This is a genomic window from Pseudomonas citronellolis (genome assembly GCF_900112375.1).
Classification (GTDB): domain Bacteria; phylum Pseudomonadota; class Gammaproteobacteria; order Pseudomonadales; family Pseudomonadaceae; genus Pseudomonas; species Pseudomonas citronellolis.
Genome location: NZ_FOLS01000008.1, coordinates 107080 through 124671, shown reverse-complemented (window position 1 = coordinate 124671; position 17592 = coordinate 107080). Strand labels below are relative to the sequence as shown.

General features: G+C 67.1%; 17 protein-coding genes. 5 read left to right on the top strand and 12 right to left on the bottom strand.

Annotation, left to right across the window (positions count from 1 at the left end; all coding sequences use genetic code 11):
• Positions 1-37: 37 nt before the first annotated feature.
• Entirely contained in the window at positions 38-1423 is a 1386-nt protein-coding gene (gene hemN / locus BM060_RS09825; RefSeq protein ID WP_074979572.1) for an oxygen-independent coproporphyrinogen III oxidase, read from the bottom strand.
• A 196-nt stretch (positions 1424-1619) separates the two neighbouring features.
• Here hemN and BM060_RS09820 point away from each other — a divergent pair, with 196 nt between their 5' ends.
• Both BM060_RS09820 and BM060_RS09815 read left to right on the top strand, forming a co-directional pair.
• Positions 1620-1829, top strand: a complete 210-nt coding sequence (locus BM060_RS09820) for a hypervirulence associated TUDOR domain-containing protein (protein WP_009619863.1) — start codon at positions 1620-1622, stop codon at positions 1827-1829.
• Positions 1830-1841: 12 nt separating this feature from the next.
• Positions 1842-2390 (top strand): DUF488 domain-containing protein, encoded by a 549-nt coding sequence (locus BM060_RS09815; RefSeq protein WP_074979570.1) that lies wholly within the window; start codon positions 1842-1844, stop codon positions 2388-2390.
• A 4-nt stretch (positions 2391-2394) separates the two neighbouring features.
• On the opposite strand, the gene BM060_RS09810 is transcribed toward BM060_RS09815, so the two are convergent.
• Positions 2395-3144 carry a succinate dehydrogenase iron-sulfur subunit gene (locus BM060_RS09810; RefSeq protein ID WP_009619859.1) on the bottom strand — a complete coding sequence of 250 codons (750 nt, stop codon included), beginning with the start codon at positions 3142-3144 and terminating at the stop codon, positions 2395-2397.
• A gap of 221 nt (positions 3145-3365) precedes the next feature.
• Between BM060_RS09810 and BM060_RS09805 the strand changes: the two genes are divergently transcribed.
• The 3 genes from BM060_RS09805 to BM060_RS09795 all read left to right on the top strand — a co-directional run bounded on the left by BM060_RS09805 (position 3366) and on the right by BM060_RS09795 (position 7489).
• A complete protein-coding gene (locus BM060_RS09805) occupies positions 3366-3920 on the top strand; it encodes a sigma-70 family RNA polymerase sigma factor (protein WP_009619857.1) in 555 nt (184 codons plus the stop codon).
• Positions 3920-4909 carry a FecR domain-containing protein gene (locus BM060_RS09800; protein ID WP_074979568.1) on the top strand — a complete coding sequence of 330 codons (990 nt, stop codon included), beginning with the start codon at positions 3920-3922 and terminating at the stop codon, positions 4907-4909. The genes BM060_RS09805 and BM060_RS09800 overlap by 1 nt, the downstream gene beginning before the upstream one ends.
• A 168-nt stretch (positions 4910-5077) precedes the next feature.
• Positions 5078-7489, top strand: coding sequence for a TonB-dependent siderophore receptor (locus BM060_RS09795; protein ID WP_245322938.1), 2412 nt, complete (start codon positions 5078-5080; stop codon positions 7487-7489).
• 83 nt (positions 7490-7572) lie between these two features.
• On the opposite strand, the gene BM060_RS09790 is transcribed toward BM060_RS09795, so the two are convergent.
• The 10 genes from BM060_RS09790 to BM060_RS09745 form a co-directional block, all read right to left on the bottom strand.
• Positions 7573-8778: a multidrug effflux MFS transporter gene (locus tag BM060_RS09790; RefSeq protein ID WP_074979566.1), complete on the bottom strand. Its 1206-nt coding sequence runs from the start codon at positions 8776-8778 to the stop codon at positions 7573-7575.
• A gap of 68 nt (positions 8779-8846) precedes the next feature.
• Positions 8847-9794: a helix-turn-helix domain-containing protein gene (locus tag BM060_RS09785; protein WP_074979563.1), complete on the bottom strand. Its 948-nt coding sequence runs from the start codon at positions 9792-9794 to the stop codon at positions 8847-8849.
• A gap of 77 nt (positions 9795-9871) precedes the next feature.
• Positions 9872-10657 carry a 2-keto-4-pentenoate hydratase gene (locus tag BM060_RS09780; RefSeq protein WP_074979561.1) on the bottom strand — a complete coding sequence of 262 codons (786 nt, stop codon included), beginning with the start codon at positions 10655-10657 and terminating at the stop codon, positions 9872-9874.
• Positions 10654-12258 (bottom strand): bifunctional 3-(3-hydroxy-phenyl)propionate/3-hydroxycinnamic acid hydroxylase, encoded by a 1605-nt coding sequence (locus BM060_RS09775; protein ID WP_074979558.1) that lies wholly within the window; start codon positions 12256-12258, stop codon positions 10654-10656. Before BM060_RS09775 ends, BM060_RS09780 begins: the two co-directional genes overlap by 4 nt.
• A 20-nt stretch (positions 12259-12278) precedes the next feature.
• A complete protein-coding gene (locus BM060_RS09770; RefSeq protein WP_074979555.1) occupies positions 12279-13127 on the bottom strand; it encodes an alpha/beta fold hydrolase in 849 nt (282 codons plus the stop codon).
• 23 nt (positions 13128-13150) lie between these two features.
• A complete protein-coding gene (locus tag BM060_RS09765; protein ID WP_074979552.1) occupies positions 13151-13753 on the bottom strand; it encodes an amino acid synthesis family protein in 603 nt (200 codons plus the stop codon).
• A 12-nt stretch (positions 13754-13765) separates the two neighbouring features.
• Complete coding sequence (locus BM060_RS09760; RefSeq protein ID WP_074979550.1) at positions 13766-14215, bottom strand: VOC family protein; 450 nt, start codon at positions 14213-14215, stop codon at positions 13766-13768.
• Positions 14216-14225: 10 nt separating this feature from the next.
• Positions 14226-15266, bottom strand: coding sequence for a WD40/YVTN/BNR-like repeat-containing protein (locus BM060_RS09755; protein WP_074979548.1), 1041 nt, complete (start codon positions 15264-15266; stop codon positions 14226-14228).
• Positions 15267-15279: 13 nt separating this feature from the next.
• Complete coding sequence (locus BM060_RS09750) at positions 15280-16074, bottom strand: SDR family NAD(P)-dependent oxidoreductase (RefSeq protein WP_074979546.1); 795 nt, start codon at positions 16072-16074, stop codon at positions 15280-15282.
• A gap of 25 nt (positions 16075-16099) precedes the next feature.
• Complete coding sequence (locus tag BM060_RS09745; RefSeq protein WP_074979544.1) at positions 16100-17590, bottom strand: aldehyde dehydrogenase family protein; 1491 nt, start codon at positions 17588-17590, stop codon at positions 16100-16102.
• Between the last annotated feature and the right edge of the window lie 2 nt (positions 17591-17592).

The window sequence follows — 17592 nt, the reverse complement described above, 5'->3', positions numbered from 1 at the left end:
TGCTTCGACGGCCGGCGGATTCCAGCGTCGCCCCGCCTCAGATCGTGCGCGAGAAACGCTCCTGCTGCTCGCCGCCCAGGTAGGCATCGAAGGCCATCGCCACGCTGCGCATCATCAACTGGCCCTGGGGCAGCAGGATCAGCGCGTCGTCGCGCAGCTCCACCAGTCCGTCGTCGACCTGCTCCTGCAACTGCCGCAGCGAGCCTGCGAAATACTCGCTGAAACGGATGCCGTGGCGCGCCTCCAGCGGCGCGTAGTCCACGCGGCCATGGCACATCAGCGCGCCTATCACCTCGCGGCGCAGGCGGTCGTCGTCGGTCAGCCGGTAGCCCTTGTGCACCGGCAGCAGGCCCTCGTCGAGGCGCGCGTAGTACTGCGACAGCTCCTTCACGTTCTGCCCGTAGGTGTCGCCGACCTTGCTGATCGACGACACGCCCAGCGCGATCAGGTCGCAGTCGGCATGCGTCGAATAGCCCTGGAAATTGCGTTGCAGCGTGCCCCTGGCGCGGGCCACGGTGAGTTCGTCGTCGGGCAGCGCGAAGTGGTCCATGCCGATGTACGCATAGCCCTCCCCCGTCAGCCGCCGGATGGTCAGCTCCAGCAGCTCCAGCTTGCGCTCGGGCGGCGGCATGTCCTCGCGGCGGATCAGCCGCTGCGCGCGCACCCGCTCGGGCAGGTGGGCGTAGCTGTAGGCGGCGATGCGGTCCGGGCGCAGCGCGATGATCTTGCCCAGGGTGGCGTCGAAGCTCTCCACCGTCTGCAGCGGCAGGCCGTAGATCAGGTCCACCGAGACCGACTTGAAGCGCGCCTCGCGGGCGGCCTGGACCAGGTCGAAGATCTGCTGCTCGCTCTGCACGCGGTTGACCGCGGCCTGGACCTTCTCGTCGAAGTCCTGCACACCGAAGCTGAGGCGGTTGAAGCCCTGGGCGCGCAACTCGGCGATGCGCTCGCGGCTGATGGTGCGCGGGTCGACCTCGATGGAGAACTCGTGGTCGTCGCTCTCGTCCAGGTTGAAGTGCTCGCGCAGGCTGCCCATCAGGTCCGACAACTGTTCGCTGGTCAGGTAGGTCGGCGTACCGCCGCCCAGGTGCAGCTGGGTGAGCTTGCGCGAGCCCTCGAACAGCGCCGCCTGCATGGCGATCTCGCGCTTGAGGTAGTCCAGGTACTCCACGGCGCGGTGGGTCTTCTGGGTGATGATCTTGTTGCAGGCGCAGTAGTAGCAGAGGCTCTTGCAGAACGGGATGTGGATGTAGACCGACAGCGGCTTGGCGGGCGCCCGGTTGCTCGACCGGGCGGCCTGGCGATAGTCGTCGGCGGCGAACGCGCCATGGAACTGCGGCGCGGTGGGATAGGAGGTATAGCGCGGGCCGGGGCGATCGTACTTCTCGACCAGCGCGCGGTTGAAACTCATCGACTCGGACATGGCACGGCTCCTCGGACGCTGGCAGTCTGTCGCTGCAAGTCGTCCGTCCAAAGATACACCCATGTGGGCATTGCGCCTCCTGAGCGGGATCAAGAACTTCCGCCGGGCGCAGCTCGGCTTCGCGCATCCAGGGCGAGCTAGACTGTCCGTACTGGCAGCGCCAGCGGTTAGCGCAACGTCCTGAGGAGCCTGCACGATGACCAGGAGATTCGAGATCGGCGATCATGTGAGCTGGAATTCCGAGGCGGGCCGCGTGTCGGGGACGATCATCGCCATCCATACCCGCGACTTCGACTACAAGGGCCACCGCCATCACGCCTCGGAAGACGATCCGCAGTACGAGATCAAGAGCGACAGGACCGACCACATCGCGGCGCACAAGGGCAGCGCCCTCACCCTTGTGTGATGCGGGCGGCCCGTGAAGCTTCCGTTCTTCACCATCGGCCACTCCAACCGGAGCCTCGACGCCTTCGTCGAGTTGCTGCGCGAGCCCGGCGTCGGGCTGGTCGTGGACATCCGCAAGGTCCCGCGCTCCGCGTCCAACCCGCAGTTCAATGCCGATACGCTTCCCGGGGCGCTGGCCGACTGCGGCATTGCCTACGAGCACCTGGCCGCGCTCGGCGGGCTGCGCGGCAAGGCCCGGGGCCTGCCGGCGCAGGTCAATGGATTCTGGGACAACCGCAGCTTCCACAACTATGCCGATTACGCGCTCTCGGAGCAGTTCCACGAGGGACTGGAACAGCTGCTGGAGGCCGGGCGCCAACGGCGCTGCGCGATCATGTGCTCGGAAGCCGTGTGGTGGCGCTGCCACCGCCGCATCGTCAGCGACTACCTCATCGCCAGGGGCGAGACGGTCTTCCACATCATGGGAGAAGGCCGCCTGGAGCCGGCCCGGTTGACGCCCGGCGCCGTCGTCCGGGCGGATGGCTCGGTGGTCTATCCCGCGATTGACTCACCGCCGGCGTGAGCGGCTAGGTACCGCGCTTCAGCAGCATCCTCTCGATATGCCCGATGGCCGCCCGCGGCTTGAGCTTTTTCGGGCAGAAGGCGATGCAGTTGTAGATCGAGCGGCAACGAAACACGCTGAACGGGTCGTCCAGCGCCGCCAGCCGCGCCTCGGTGGCCGTGTCGCGGGAGTCGACGAGAAAGCGGTAGGCATTCAACAGGCCCGCCGGGCCGATGAAGCGCTCCGGGTTCCACCACCAGGACGGGCACTGCGTCGAGCAGCAGGCGCACAGGATGCACTCGTACAGGCCATCCAGCCTGGCCCGCTCCTCCGGCGATTGCAGCCGCTCGATGGCCGGTGGCGGCTGGTCGTTGATGAGGTAGGGCTTTATCCGCTCGTACTGCCTGTAGAACGTCCGCATGTCGACGACCAGGTCCCGTATCACCGGCAGGCCGGGCAACGGCCGTATGACGATGTCCACGTCGCCGCGCAACGGCCTGATCGCCTGCCCGGATGGCAGTTGCCCGCCGTGGAGCAAGGTCGAGACGCTGGTGATGCAGGCCAGGCAGTTGGCGCCGTTGATGTTCATGCCGTCGGAGCCGCAGACGCCTTCGCGGCAACTGCGCCGGTAGGTCAGCGTCTGGTCCTGGGTTTTCAGGTGCTCCAGCAGGTCGAGCACCATCATGTCCTCGCCCGGCTGCAGGTCGTAGGTGTAGTCCTGCAGGCGCGGCGCTGCATCCTGTTCCGGGAGATAACGGTAGATACGGACTTTCATCTCGCTCACCTCCGGGCCGATCTCCAGCGTGGACCTTCCAGGCGATCTGGCCAAGCCTCTGTCGGCAGCCCAGGAATTATACGACTCATCGATACGAGCAGCGCCGGCAGCGGCGCCGAGTTGCTGGCCAATGGCAAGCTATGTGATGATTAGTATCGATTCTCATTTACCAAAAGACTCTGATGGCCGCGGGACACCACCCAGCGGCGTGGTGACTGTCTGTGAGCTCATCTGCCTATGCCACTCCTCCATCGCTGGAGACGCTGTACTGCGACCATCACGGCTGGCTGCAGGCATGGCTGCGCAGGCGCCTGGGGCACGCCAGCGATGCCGCGGACCTGGCCCACGACACCTTCCTGCGGCTGATCGGCGGGGCCAGCCAGCCGCGCTTCGCCAGCATGGCCGAAGTGCGCGCCTACCTGCGAACCACCGCCAAGAACCTGTGCATCAACCTGTGGCGGCGCCAGGAAATCGAACGCGCCTGGCTCGACACCTTGGCGGCGCTGCCGGAAGAGCAGTGCCCCTCCGCCGAGCGGCAGGCCGCGGTTCTGCAAGCCCTGGAGGAAATCAGCTGCATGCTGCAGACGCTGTCCGCCAAGGCGGCACGGGCCTTTACCCTCGCCGTGGTGTGCGAGATGACCGACGACGAGGTCGGTGCGCAGCTGGGGGTTTCCGGGCGCATGGTGCGCAAGTACGTGGCCCAGGCCATGCTCGCGTGCCTGACGTTGCGCGCCGGTGAGACGGCTGCCGCGTTGCGCCAGGAGCCGCTCTACTGATGGCGAACCCCGGTCACGAAAGCCCCCTGCCCTCGCACGCCGTGCTGGAGCAGGCGGCCTACTGGTACGCCACCCTGCGTGACGGCCAGGCCAGCGCCCAGCAGCGCGCCCACTGGCAGGCATGGCTGGGCGCGGATCAGATGCACGAGCAGGCCTGGCGTTATGTCGAAGGCGTCAGCCGCAACTTCGAGCCGCTGCGCGGCCGGCCCGACACGCACCTGGCCGCCGATGCGCTGGGTATCGCCGCCGAACGCATGCATTCGCGTCGCCGGCTGCTGACCGCGATGGCGGCCGTCAGCACTGGCACCCTGTGCGGCTGGCTGGGCTGGCGTGAAGCGCTGCTGCCGTCCGGCCTGATGGCCTGGGGCGCGGATTACCGCACCGCCACTGGCGAGCAACGTGAAATAACCCTGGCCGATGGCTCCCGCGCCTGGCTCAACACCGCCAGTGCCATCGACCTGGCGTTCAGTGCCCGGGCTCGCCGCGTCACGCTGGTGCGCGGCGAGGTGTTCATCGCCACCGCCAAGGGCGCGCGCCCCTTCTACGTCGAGACTGGGCATGGGCGCCTGCAAGCGCTGGGCACGCGCTTCAACGTGCGCTGCGAGGGCGAGCGAACCTGGCTGGCCGTCTATGAAGGCGCTGTGGAAATACGCACTGCCAAGGGCGCCGTCCGCGTGCTGAAGGCCGGCCAGCAGGCGCATTTCAGCGCCAGCCACATCGGTGACAGCCAGGCCGCCGACGCGGCCCGTGAAGCCTGGACCCAGGGCTCGCTGCTGGCCGACAACATCTCCCTGCGCGAGGTGGTGCAGGAGCTGCGCCGCTATCGCCACGGCCACCTCGGCGTTGCCGATGAGGTGGCCGACCTGCGGGTGTATGGCAACTTCCCCATCCAGGACTCCGAGCGCGTGCTGCGCATGCTGGCCTCGGCGCTGCCGATCCGTATCGAACAGCCCCTGCCCTGGTGGGCGAGCATCGAAGCCCGGCGCTGAACACGGCGGGCAAAAAAATCGGAAAAAGGGTTCCGGGTTTCGCCCGCTCGCTGGTTTACCCAGTGAGAAGACGTGAAACATCGCCGCATCGGCGCCTCGAGGGGCCGTATGGCATCGGCGGTTGAGGGTCTTCGCTCATCAACCCTTGTCCCCAGAGGAATGCCGTCCATGTCCCTCCGCTGTCACCCGCGCGCTGCCCACCCGGGTGTTGTCGCACACGCTTTTGCCCTGCGCCCGCTGACCCTGGCGCTTCACCTGGCGCTCTCGGGCAGCGCCGTGAGCCTGGCGGGCTGGTCGCCGGTCGCCATGGCCGGGGACGGCGTCGTGGCCAGCGCCGAGCGCAGCTACGACATTCCCGCTGGCCCGCTGGCCAGCGCGCTCACGCGTTTTTCCCGTGAGGCAGGCGTGTATCTGGTCGGTGCCGGCAGCGTGGCCGAGGGCGTGACCAGCCCGGGCCTGCAAGGCAGCTACACGGTGTCGGACGGCCTGGCCGCGCTGCTTTCCGGAACCGGCCTGGAGGCCGTTCAGCAGGCCGATGGCAGCTATGGGCTGCAGAAGGCGCCAGGCGCGGAGCCTTATCGCCTCGCTCCCGTCATCGTCAACGCCCAGGCGGTAGCGGACGACCCCGCCGCCTCGGTGGTGACCCGGGAACTGTGGGTCGGCGGCAAGGTGGCGACCAACATCCAGAACACCCCGGCCTCGGTTTCCGTCGTGACCCAGAAGGAAATCGAGCAGCGCAGCGCCAGCACGACCGAGGAAATCCTGCAGTACACCCCGGGGACCATCACCGACTACTACGGCACCGATGACCGCAACGACTACTTCCTGATTCGCGGCTTCCAGGCCACCACCTACCGTGATGGCCTGACCCTGGGCTCGATGCGTGGCGTGCGCGAGGAGCCTTTTGCCTATGAGCGCGTCGAGGTGCTGCGCGGCGCCAACTCCACGCTGTTCGGCCCGGCCGACCCGGGCGGCTCGGTGAACTTCGTGACCAAGCAGCCGCGTTTCAACAGGTTCGGCCAGGTCTATGCGACCTACGGCTCGTTCAACCACATGGAAGCCGGCCTGGATACCGGCGATGCGAACGAAGACAAGACCCTGGCCTACCGCTTCACCGGCAAGTTCCAGGACAGCGATCGCGAATACGACCACTCCCAGGACGACAACAACTTCCTCATGGGCGGCCTGACCTGGGCGCCGACGGCCTATACCTCCGCCACCCTGGTGGTGGATCACCTGCGCCAGGACAACACGCCCAACAGCGGCGGTTACCCCATGGACCGGGAGTATGACCGCGACAAGTTCTTCGGCGAGCCGAGCTACAACTTCCACGATGTCGAGCGCACCAACGTCAGCGCCAACTTCACCCATGACTTCGACAACGGTTTCACCCTGCGCAGCAACCTGCGCCACAGCGACCTGAGCGACGAATACGGCTACGTCTATATCAGCGACGCTTCCGGACATACCGGAACCCTGGTCGACCGTGGCTACCTGGGTTCCGACACTGACGCCAAGCAGTTCAACGGCAACCTGATGCTGCAGTACGACGCGCGCTTCGAGAACATCGACAGCAGCAGCATCGTCGGCGTGGAATATCTCGACTCCTCCGCCAAGAACGTTTCCGTCTACGGCTCCGCCGACCCGATAGACGTTGCCAACCCGGTATACCGCGGCGTTTCGCCGGCCATCGTCTACCAGGACAAGGACCAGGACAGCACCATCAAGTCGGTGTTCCTGCAGCAGAACCTGTCGTTCTACGAGCGTTTCATCGTCACCGCCGGTATGCGCAACGACTCCATGGACGTTTCCGAAACCGACCACCTCTCCGGGACCAAGTCCTCGGACAATTTCTCGGAAAACTCTTTCCGCGGCGCGCTGACCTATATCGTCAACGACGAGGTTTCCACCTACGTCAGCATGGTGGAGTCGGTTTCCCCGCCCGAGGTCGGTGTCACTCCGGAGCGCGGCACCCAGTACGAAGTGGGTGTGAAGTATTCGCCGCAGGAGATGAACGCGCTGTTCTCCGCTGCCGTCTACCAGCTGACCCAGGACGATGTCGCCACCGCGGTCGTGCAGCCGAACGGCGTCATCGACCAGCAGACCGTAGGCTCGCAGCGCGTGCGTGGCCTCGACCTGGAGGTCAAGGCCGAGCTCACGGAGAACCTGAGCCTGGTTGGCGGCTACTCCTACATGGACACCGAGGTGCTTCGCGGTGCGCTGCAGGTATGGAGCGGGACGGGTTACGAGGTCGTGTCGATCAAGGGCAACCAGCTCGTTTCCGCACCCAAGCACTCGGCTTCGCTCTGGAGCTATTACAGCGTGCCGGGAACGGATGTCAGCGTCGGCCTGGGCGCCCGTTATACAGGGGCCTACTATTTCGGCGACTTCAACAATACCGGCAAGAGCGATGCCACCACGCTGTTCGATGCCGCGTTCAACTACCGGCTCCTCAAGGACACCGACCTGGCCATCAACGTCAGCAACCTGTTCGACGAGCAGCATGTGGTCGGCCGTGGTAGCGCGGACTACTACAACCCGGGCCGCGAGATCACGGCCAAGGTGAGCTACAACTGGTAAGGCGCGGGACGCGCGGGCCGATCGATTCTGCCCGGGTCGCGCGTCCGGCTTCAGCAGACTCCCCGCTTGCCTTCCGCGAACAGCTACTCGCGAACGACCTGGGCCCCCGCTTTTCTTTCCAGCCTGCGGGCCATTGCGTGGAAGAACACGCAAGCAAGGCCGGTGGCGGCCATGACCTGGCACATGGCCGCCGGCGTCCGGTCACCCAGGCTCCCGACCCAGGCGCTGCACAACGCCCCCAGGGCGAACTGGCCGGCCACCGCGAGGGCCGCCACGGCGCCGGCCCTGCCTGGGTAGAGGGCCATCAAAGTAGCGATGCAGTTGGCCCCGAAGAGGCCGGTGCTGCCGACGTAGAGCACGACGAAGGCGACGATGGCCGGCAGTCCGCCGAGGCCGGTCATGCCGCAGAACAGCAAACCGGCGCTGGCCACCAGGGTGCTCGCCGCGCCGGCGGCGATCATCGTCCGCGGCCCGGTGCGGGGCACCAGCCTGGCATTGAGCAGCGTGAGCGCTATCACCCCGGCGATGTTCGCCCCCACCAGCCACGAATACACCTGCGGCGATACCTGGAAGTAATCCATGTAGACGAAGGGCGATGCGGTGATGAAAGCGAACATGCCCGCCAGGGACAGGCCGTTGCACCCCACATAGGCCAGGGCCAGGGGTTCACCCAGGAGATGCCCATAGGCCCTGAATGCCTGGAGGACGGAATCGCTGCGGCGCTCGGGGGGCAACGTCTCGTCCAGGCGCGCCAGGGTGCAGAGCAGGCAGGCGCCGCCGAGCACGCAGAGCACCAGGAAAATCGCCCGCCATCCCTGCAGGACCATGAGCAGGCCACCCACGATGGGGGCCAGCAGCGTCGCGCCCATGGTGATCATGTGCATCAGCGACAGGGTCCTGGCGGCCTGGTTCAACGGGAACAGGTCACGGACGATGGCCCGGGCCAGGACCGCCGAGGCGGCGCCACCGAGGGCCTGGAGAAAGCGCCCGGCGAGCAGTTGCTGGATGCTGCCGGCGAACATGCACAGCAGGGTCGCCGCCAGGTACAGGGCGATGCCGCCGAGCAGCAGCGGTCGGCGCCCGTAGCGATCGGAAAGCGGGCCGTAGGCGAGCATGCCCAGGCACAGCCCGAACAGGAAGATGCTCAGGCTGAGCTGCACCTGGGCGCTGTCGGCGGCGAGCCCCCGGGCGATGGCCGGGAGCGCGGGCAGGTAGGCGTCGATGGACAGGGGGACGAATGCCGTCAGGGCGGCCAGAAGGACCAGGGGCGGTCCCGGGCGGGTTGTCATGGAGACTCCTGAAGCGAATGGACGCAAGGCCCGCTGCCGCGCAACCGGCGGCCGCGGCGGGCCCGTTGTCAGGCGGAAGCTCGGGGCGTCTGCGACGGGTACTCGCCGAACAGTTCCCGGTAGCTGCCGGCGAAATGGCTCAGGTGGAAGAAGCCCATTTCCGCGGCTATCTCGCCGACGTTGAAGTCCGCCGCCGTGGTGCTGATCAGCCGTCGGCGGACCGCATTCAGCCGGATGTTCCGCAGGTATTCGACAGGGCGGATGCCAACCACCACCTGGAAGCTGTTCTGCAAGGTCCTGCGGCTGACCCGCAGTTGCTCGCACAGGTCGAGAATGCTGACGGGCGTGTCGGCATTGGCCAGGGCCAGTTCCTGGCTGCGCTTCACCAGGTAGGCGCTGACGGCGAAATTGCTGCGCCGCCCCCGGCCCTCGTCCCAGGCATTGCTGAACAGGTCGAGGAAGGTGTCCAGCAGCGTGTCCTCGAGCATCTTTTCCGAGGCGCTGCCGACCGTCCCCGCCCGTTGCAGCAGGCTTCCGAAGACCGGCTGGATTCTTTGCTGGACGCGCCGCAGCACGCTGTCGGAAACCCCGATCTGCGGCAGGCTTTTCAGCAGCCGCAGCTGCTCGCCGGAGAGTTCGAAGGCCGCCAGCCGCGCGAAGCGCACGGTATCGACGTTCGCCGCGAAGAACCGGGTGCCCTCGGGCGCGTGCAGGAGGAACTCTTCGCCATCGCGCAGCAGCACCACGCTATGGGCGCCGACTTCATGCCCCTGCGAGACCGGGGCCCGTCCGTTGCCGAGCGACATCGCAATGCAGAAGCGTCCCCTGGGCGCCCGGCCGTGCTGCACCACCCGCTTGTCCAGGACCTCCTGGAATATCTGGAAGCGCTCGGCCGAGATCTGCCGCAACTCGCTGGAAAGGCAGCCACGGCCCAGCTGGTCGTAGGTCTGGCACCATCCGGGAATCGAGCCGGCATGCAACTGGGGGTCGGTGAAGGAACGAACTTCGGCGAGCATGATCAGCGCTCCTCTGAGCCATGGTTCTGATTGTCAGCCCACAAGGCGGTTACGTCATCCCTGACGGACATCGTCCCTCAAGCGTTGGCCGGCGACACCGCGTCGAATCCCAGGACCAGCTCCGCGCCCAGCATGTGCAGCCGGTACTCGCCCAGGCGGATGTCCAGGGGCGGCAGCAGGGCACCGGAAAGGACCACCTGGCCAGCGCGCAGTGGCTGGCCATCGGCGAGCAGGCGGCGTAACAGCCAGCACAGATTGACCAGCGGCGCATCGGCCCGCCCGGCGGTGCTGCCGGCACCACAGGGCACTCCATCGTGTTCCAGGCGATACTCCACGTCGGCGTGGCGCCCGGGATCGAAGGCCTGGCCCTGGCCCAGGCAGTACATCGCCGCGGCGGCATTGTCGGCCAGGAAGGCGCCGGCCTCGAAACTCCAGTCCCGCCACCGGCTATCGGCGATCTCGAATGCCGGGGCGACCTCGCCGATGGCGGCGATCAACTGCTCGTCGCTGTAGCTTCCGGGTGGAATGTCCCGCCCCAGCAGGAAGGCCACCTCGACCTCCAGTTTCGGCTGGACCAACTGCACCAATGCAACCCGGCTGTCCGGCGCCACCTGCATGCCACTGGTCAGCGCGCCATAGACCGGCTCGCTCAATCCAAAGCGGGCCTGCGCCAGTGCGCCGGCGAAAGCGACCTTCCAGCCGCTCAGCGTCTCACCCTCTTCCAGGCGCTCGCGCAATACCTGGCGCTGCAGGTCATAGCCCTGCTCCACCGTCAACGCCTCCGGCTCGGACAGCGGGGGCAAGGCCATGGCGATCAACCTGGCCCGCCGCAGCGCGGTCGGAAGTTGGCCGATGGCGCTCATGACAGCTGCCCGGCCAGCTTAGCCAGCACGCCCTCCAGGCGCTCTGGCGTGGTGATGGCGGCCACGAAGCGGTCCGGGCGCACCACCACGATGCTGTCGCGCGCCTTGCCGAACCAGTCCGCCAGGCGGTTGTCGACGTCCTCTACGCTGATGGCGCCAGGGGCGCTCAGCGGCTGGCCACGGCTGCCGCTACGCGAACGGTTGACTTGGACGAAGCGCGTTTCCAGGCGGTCCCAGAACGCTCGCATCTCGGCGCTCAGCCCTTCCGCCGGATTGACGCGGAAGCCGATCACCGAATACCAGGGCCCGAGAACCTCATCCAGGCGCAGGCGCTCTCCCGCGGCGTTCTCGACACAGGGCTGGATGAACAGCTGGCCGACCAGGTCGCCTTCCTGCACGTCCGGCCGTTCGTGGTGCACCAGCCCCTTGCCGATGGTCGCCTTGGGCTTGAACTTGAACTCGACCAGGTGCGAGCGCAGGTTGTCGACGGTGCCGACCGCCTGGAACAGCCAGTCGCGCACCCCGGCCATCAGCGGATTGGTCAGGCCGAGCACCGCGCCCATGTTGTCGGCCAGGGCGATCAGGTCGGTGGCATGGCCACGGCGCTCCTGGTCGTAGGTCTCGATGATCGAGGCCTTGGCGCGGCCCTTGAGCACCGCGGCCAGCTTCCAGCAGAGGTTGGCCACGTCGCGCAGGCCCGAGTTCAGCCCCTGCCCGGCCCAGGGCGGGGTAATGTGCGCGGCGTCGCCGATCAGCGCCACCCGCCCGGAGACGAAGCGCTCCGCCACCCGCGAGTTGTGGGTGTAGGCGCGGATGCGCACGATCTCCAGCTGATCGACCGCATCGCCGATGTGGCCACGGATCAGCCGGCGGATGTTGCCCTCCTCGCACATCTTCGCCTCATCCTCGCCCTCCAGCAGCATGAACTCCCAGCGGCGCTGGCGGTACGGCAGGTAGATGCACACGAAAGGCCGCTGCGGGTCGGCATGCAATGCGGTGTAGGGCGCATCCAGCGTGTCGTTGGCGGCATCGACCACCACCCACTTGCGCGGGTGGGTCAGGCCGACCAGCTCGATGCCGAGCTGCTTGCGCACGCAGGAGCGGCCACCGTCGGCGCCGATCACGTACTGGGCACGCAGCTCGTAGGGCTCGCCGGCGGCATCCTTGACCTTGAGCGTGACGCCTTCGGCGTCCTGGCTCAGTTCGAGCATCTCGTGGCCCTGGCGCAGGTCCACGCTTTCACGCTTGCCCAGTTCCTCGCGCAGGGTGCCTTCGAGCAGCTGTTGCATGAAGATGTTGCGCATCGGCCAGCCATACTCGGCGGCACTCGGCTTGACCTCGGCGAAGCAGACGCCACGGGCGTTGTAGTAGCGCAGCGGCACATTGCCGATCATGTCGCGGTGCGCCAGCTGCGCCACGCCCACGGTCTGCAGGACGCGCAGCGCCTCGTCGTCCATGCCCACCGCCCTCGGGTAAGGCAGGATGCCTTCCGAGAGTTCCAGTACCACGCAGTCGATGCCGTAAAGGCCCATGTAATGGGCAGCAGCGATGCCGTTCGGCCCGCCGCCGACAATCACTACCTGAGTGTTCTCCCGTTTCATGCTCTGTTCTCACCGATGTCTTATTGTTGTCGTTCAGTCAGACCTGCCAGGTAGCCAGTCACGACGGCGTTGAACCTTTCGCTCTGGTCATCGTGCACGTAATGGCTGGCGTCGGCGATCTCTACCGTACGGATATGGGGATTGGCCTCGCTCATCGCGGCCACGGTCGCCGGGGGCAGAAAGTCCGAACGTCCTCCGCGGATGAACAGGCTCGGACAATCCAGCGCCCTGACCGCCGGCCAGAGGTCGATGGGAGCGATGCTCAGGCGCGCCTGGGCAATGCCCCGCTGGTCATGCCGCCAGGTGACCCCGTCCGAGGTCTCCCGCATGCTATGGGCCAGGCGGGAGGCCAGCCCCTGCTCCGACAGCCCCGGGCGGGACCTGCGCCAGAACGCCCTTGCCTCGTCCCAGTCGGCGAACAGCAAGGGCGTCTCGCGCATCTCCCGGCGAATCCGCTCGGCGCCCTCCCCCGCGCTCGACGAGCCGGGGCCGATGTCCTCGATGACCAGCGCCAGCAAGCGTCCCGGGTGCTGCCGCGCATACTCCAGCGCGTTCGCCCCGCCCAGCGAATGGCCGACCAGGACGAAGCGCTGCAGCCCGAGATGGGCGACCAGGTCTTCCAGGTCCTGGACGTAGGACTCGGTACGGTAGCTCGAAGGCTCGGCCCAATCGCTCAGGCCACGGCCCCGCTGGTCGAGCGCGTGGCAATGGAACCCCTCGCCCAGGGCGCCGGCCAGCGCCTCCCAGGTCTGCGCATAGGCGCGCAGGCCATGGAGCAGCACCACCGGAACGCCCTCCTGGCGACCCCAGCTCAGGTAGTGCAGCCGCAAGCCGGAGCGATTGGTAAAGAACTGGCTTTGCTCGGACATGGCTATTCTCCCGCAGCTGGTCATCAGGTCAGGCCGTTGTCGCCCTGGATGTCCTCTGCGCGCAGTCCGCCCAGGCGGGCGCGCAGCCGGCCACGGGTGGCGAAGGCCCAGATGATGATGACTTCGTCGGCGGCCGGGCCGTCGCCGAAGGAGACCGACACGGTGTCGTAGTGGGAGCGCACGTAGAGCGCGTCCTTGTGCGCCAGCGGCACGTCGATGGTCGCCCCGGGCCCGCTGCGCTTGCCGGTGGACGGCACCCAGGACTTGCCGCCGCCGAGCGCCAGGCGCACCGGGTCGGCAGCCGGGTTGGTCAGGAACGCGTTGCCATGCTCGTATTCGCCGTTGCTGCCCACCAGGCAGGCCTTGCCGTAGCTGACGATGGCGCGATCACCGGCCAGCTCGCGGATACGGCGGCCGAACTCGTGGCCCAGCTCCGGCGAACTCTCGACCAGCTCGGCCAGGCTCTCGCTGAAGCGCCCGGCATAGGGGTTGTGGATGGCGGCGGCGACGACGTACTTGACCAGCGGCTCACCGTCGGCCAACTGGCCACTTTCGTTGGCCAGGGTTTCCTCGACGAAGCTGTACCATTTGCGGATGTGGTAGCTGGAAAAATTGCTCGGTTTCATTGGCGAACGCTCTCAGAGTGGGTCGAGATTGATGTTGCGGCTGGGCGCACCGGCCGCCTTGAAGCGAGCCTTCGCCCGTTCGTCGTCGTGGTCGGTTTCGAGGAAGAACTCCAGGCGGTTGCCGTCGGGGTCGTTGAAATACACGCCGTTGCCGATTTCGTGATCGGTGATCTTCACCACCTCGACGCCTTTGTTCAGCAGCATGCCGTAGAGCTGGCGCAGAGTGTCCATGTCGCCGGCGATCTCCAGCCCGTAATGCTGCAGGCCCAGGCCGCCCTGGTGGGCGCCGGGCGCGGCCTTGATCAGGGCGATGTCGTGGTGCTTGCTGCCGAACGCCATCATGATCCAGCTCTCGCCACGGGCCGACTCATGCATGCCGAGCACGTCGGCGTACCAGCGCGCCGAGACGTCCGGGTCGCTGACGAACAGCGACAGATGGGTACGAACGACTTCGAATTTCATCGCGTGCACCTCACTTCTTGTCGATGACGGACTGGTGTCCCGACTTGATCTGCGCCACGGCGGGCGTCCAGAGCACGTCGGCAATCTCGCTGAATTCGCGCCACTGCTTCTGCCAGCTGTCGCCGCCGTTCTGCGAGGTGAACAGATGACCGTACTTGGTGCCGGCCACGATCTGCCGCGGATTGGCCGGGTTGAAGGCGATCGCCCAGACACAGGAGTTCGGCTGCTGTGGCAATGGCAGGACTTCCCAGCTCTCGGCGGCATCGCGGGAGACCAGGATCTTGCTGGTGGTGCCCGGCGTGCCGTCGGAGATGCTCAGGTAAAGGGTGTCCTCGGTGCCGAGCGGGGCGTTCAGCACACGGGCGTAGTAGAGGTCGAATGCCTCCTTGGCGATGATCCCGGTCCAGTTGGCGCCTTCGTCGAAGCTGCGGTAGATGGCGTTGACGCAGACCACCACGACCACCTTCTTGCCATGGTTGGGCAACACCACGATGTTGTGGATGTCGGAGTTGTAGTCCCACAGCAGCCGGTCGTCGATGCGCGTGAAGCTGTCGCCACCGTCGCGGCTGTGGAACAGGCCGCCCTCCTCCAGGCCGAACCAGACCTGGTCGCGGTCGGTCGGGTCGTAAGCGAAGGCCAGCAGCCGCGGACGGCTGACCCCGGCGCAGAACTCGGGGATCTCCACCGGAACGCGATACCAGCTCGCACCGCCGTCCAGCGTGCGCCAGAGCACGGCCCGCGAGGGTGCGCCGGTGCCGACGAAGATACGCTGCGGATCCCGGGGATCGACTGCGACCTTCCATACCGTCTGCCCATTGAAAGGCGAGTCCACCAGTTCCCAGGTGCCGCCGACATCGCGGCTGACGATCAGGCCGATGTCCGCGCCGGCATAGATGACTTCGGGCGCCGCCGGGCTGACGCTCAGCGAACGGGTGATCGCATCGAACTCCAGCGGCTGGCCGAGCCCGAGGCGATGCCAGCTGCGGCCATCGTCGGCACTGCGGATGACCGCTTGGCCGACGGTCGCGACCAGAAAGGTTCCTTCACTCATTGCTGCAACCTCCTCAGATGAAGATGCCGCGGGTCAGCCCGCCGTCGATGCCGATGGATTCGCCGGTGACCGCGCCCGCCTTCGGCGAAGCGAGGAAACCGATCAGCCAGCCCATCTCGATCGGCTGCAGGGTGCGGCGGATCGGCGTGGCGTCGATGTAGCCCTGCTCGACCTGCGCGGGCGTCTTGCCTTGTTTCAGGCCCTCGCGCTCGTACAGCTCCTGGATGTGCGGGGTGTCGACCACGCCGGGGTGGATCAGGTTGACGGTGATGCCGAACGGGCCCAGTTGGTCGGAGAGCGTCTTGGTCATGTGGGCGATGGCCAGGTTGCGCATGCCGGACAGCACCTTGCTGCCCCGCCCGGTCAGGCCGCCGATGTTGATGATGCGACCGAAGCCGCCCTCCTTCATGTGCGGGGTCACCGCCTTGGCGCAGCGGAAGTAGCCGATGACCTTGGTGTTCAGGTCGGACAGCAGCTCGTCGTCGCCGGCGTGCTCGATGTCGTTGCGCACCACCCCGGAAGGCGCGGCGGCGCCGTTGACGAGGATGTCGATGCGGCCGAAATGACGCACGGTTTCGCTGACCATGTCGGCCACCGCCGACATGTCGTTGGTGTCGCAGTACAACGGCAGCACCTCGTTGCCGGTCTGCGCGCTGATTTCCTCGGCGGCCGGCTTGAGGTACTCCATGCGCCGGGCGCAGATCACCACCTTGCAGCCTTCCTGGGAAAGGAAACGCGCCACTTCCTTGCCGATTCCCATCCCGCCACCGGTGACGATGGCCACACGGCCCTGCAGTTCCAGATCCATGTTCGCTCCTCTTGTCGTTGGTTCGTCAGGCGAGATCGACGAAGACGCTTTTCGTCTCGGTGTAGGCGTCGATCACGTTCTTGCTCATTTCCCGGCCCCAGCCGGATTGCTTGTAGCCACCGAAAGGCGAGGCCGGGTCGACCACGTTCCAGCAGTTGATCCATACCGAGCCGGCCTTGAGCGCGGCGGCAACCCGGTGCGCCGAGCGCAGGTCGCGGGTCCACAGGCCGGCGGCCAGGCCGTAGGGGGTGTCGTTGGCGCGCTGGACCAGCTCGTCGATGTCCGACCAGCTCATCACCGTCAGCACCGGGCCGAAGATTTCCTCGCGGGCGACGCAGGCCCGCTCGGCCCGGTCCAGGAACACCGTCGGCTCGATGAAATGGCCTTTCTCCAGGTGCGCCGGACGCTGGCCGCCGCAGATCAGCTCGGCGCCCTCCTCGCGGCCGCGCTGCAGGTAGCCGTTGACCGTCCCCAACTGCCGTTCCGAGACCAGCGGCCCCATGCTGCTGCGCGGGTCCAGGCCGGGGCCGAGCACATGGGCGCGGGCATGCCGGCGCAGCTCGGCCAGCACCTGGTCGAGCACACTCTCATGCACATACAGGCGGGAACCGGCGGTGCAGACCTGGCCCTGGTTGTAGAAGATGCCGTCGGCGGCGCCCTTCGCCGCGCGGGCGATGTCGGCGTCCGGCAGGATGATGTTCGGCGATTTGCCGCCCAGCTCCAGGGAGACCTTCTTCATGTTGCCGGTGGCGGCCTGGGCGATCAGCCGGCCGACCTGGGTCGAGCCGGTGAAGGCGATCTTGTCCACGTCGGCATGCTGCGCCAGCGGGGCGCCGGTGCGCACACCGAAGCCGGTGAGCAGGTTGACCACGCCCGGCGGGAAACCCGCCGCCTCGATCAGTTGCACCAGGCGCACGGCCACCAGCGGCGTCTGCTCGGCGGGCTTGAGCACCGCGGTGCAGCCGGTGGCCAGGGCCGGGCCGAGCTTCCACACACACATGGTCAGGGGGAAGTTCCAGGGCACGATCAGCGCGCAGACGCCCACCGGCTCGCGCAGCGTGTAGTTGAGCATCGGCGTGCCGCTGGCCGGCGACACCGGCAGCGTGCTGCCCTCGATCTTGGTCGGCCAGCCGGCGAAATAGCGCACGATATTGGCCGCGCTGGCCGCCTCGCCGCGGGCATTGGCGATCGGCTTGCCGTTCTCCAGGGTGATCAGCTGCGCCAGCTCCTCGGCATGCGCGTCGATCAGCTCCGCCAGACGGAACAGCAACAGCCCCCGGCGCGCCGGAGACTCGCGCCGCCAGGGCCCCTCGAAGGCCGCGCGGGCGGCAGCCACCGCGGCGTCCACGTCCCGCTCGTCGCCCTCGGCGACTTCGCACAACGGCGCCTCGCTGGCCGGGTTCTCCACGGCGAAGCAGCGACCGGCCGTGGCGGCCTGCCAACTGCCGCCGATATACAGGCCCTGGGGCTTGGCCAGGAACTCGCGTACCGCGGGTAAAAGTTCGATCTCGCTCATCA

Coding starts and splice junctions, on each gene's coding strand:
- BM060_RS09800 (WP_074979568.1), top strand. CDS start 3,920: ATGGCGAACCCCGGTCACGAAAGCCCCCTGCCCTCGCACGCCGTGCTG.
- BM060_RS09745 (WP_074979544.1), bottom strand. CDS start 17,590: ATGAGCGAGATCGAACTTTTACCCGCGGTACGCGAGTTCCTGGCCAAG.
- BM060_RS09795 (WP_245322938.1), top strand. CDS start 5,078: ATGTCCCTCCGCTGTCACCCGCGCGCTGCCCACCCGGGTGTTGTCGCA.
- BM060_RS09750 (WP_074979546.1), bottom strand. CDS start 16,074: ATGGATCTGGAACTGCAGGGCCGTGTGGCCATCGTCACCGGTGGCGGG.
- BM060_RS09785 (WP_074979563.1), bottom strand. CDS start 9,794: ATGCTCGCCGAAGTTCGTTCCTTCACCGACCCCCAGTTGCATGCCGGC.
- BM060_RS09760 (WP_074979550.1), bottom strand. CDS start 14,215: ATGAAATTCGAAGTCGTTCGTACCCATCTGTCGCTGTTCGTCAGCGAC.
- hemN (WP_074979572.1), bottom strand. CDS start 1,423: ATGTCCGAGTCGATGAGTTTCAACCGCGCGCTGGTCGAGAAGTACGAT.
- BM060_RS09765 (WP_074979552.1), bottom strand. CDS start 13,753: ATGAAACCGAGCAATTTTTCCAGCTACCACATCCGCAAATGGTACAGC.
- BM060_RS09775 (WP_074979558.1), bottom strand. CDS start 12,258: ATGAAACGGGAGAACACTCAGGTAGTGATTGTCGGCGGCGGGCCGAAC.
- BM060_RS09790 (WP_074979566.1), bottom strand. CDS start 8,778: ATGACAACCCGCCCGGGACCGCCCCTGGTCCTTCTGGCCGCCCTGACG.
- BM060_RS09780 (WP_074979561.1), bottom strand. CDS start 10,657: ATGAGCGCCATCGGCCAACTTCCGACCGCGCTGCGGCGGGCCAGGTTG.
- BM060_RS09755 (WP_074979548.1), bottom strand. CDS start 15,266: ATGAGTGAAGGAACCTTTCTGGTCGCGACCGTCGGCCAAGCGGTCATC.
- BM060_RS09810 (WP_009619859.1), bottom strand. CDS start 3,144: ATGAAAGTCCGTATCTACCGTTATCTCCCGGAACAGGATGCAGCGCCG.
- BM060_RS09770 (WP_074979555.1), bottom strand. CDS start 13,127: ATGTCCGAGCAAAGCCAGTTCTTTACCAATCGCTCCGGCTTGCGGCTG.
- BM060_RS09820 (WP_009619863.1), top strand. CDS start 1,620: ATGACCAGGAGATTCGAGATCGGCGATCATGTGAGCTGGAATTCCGAG.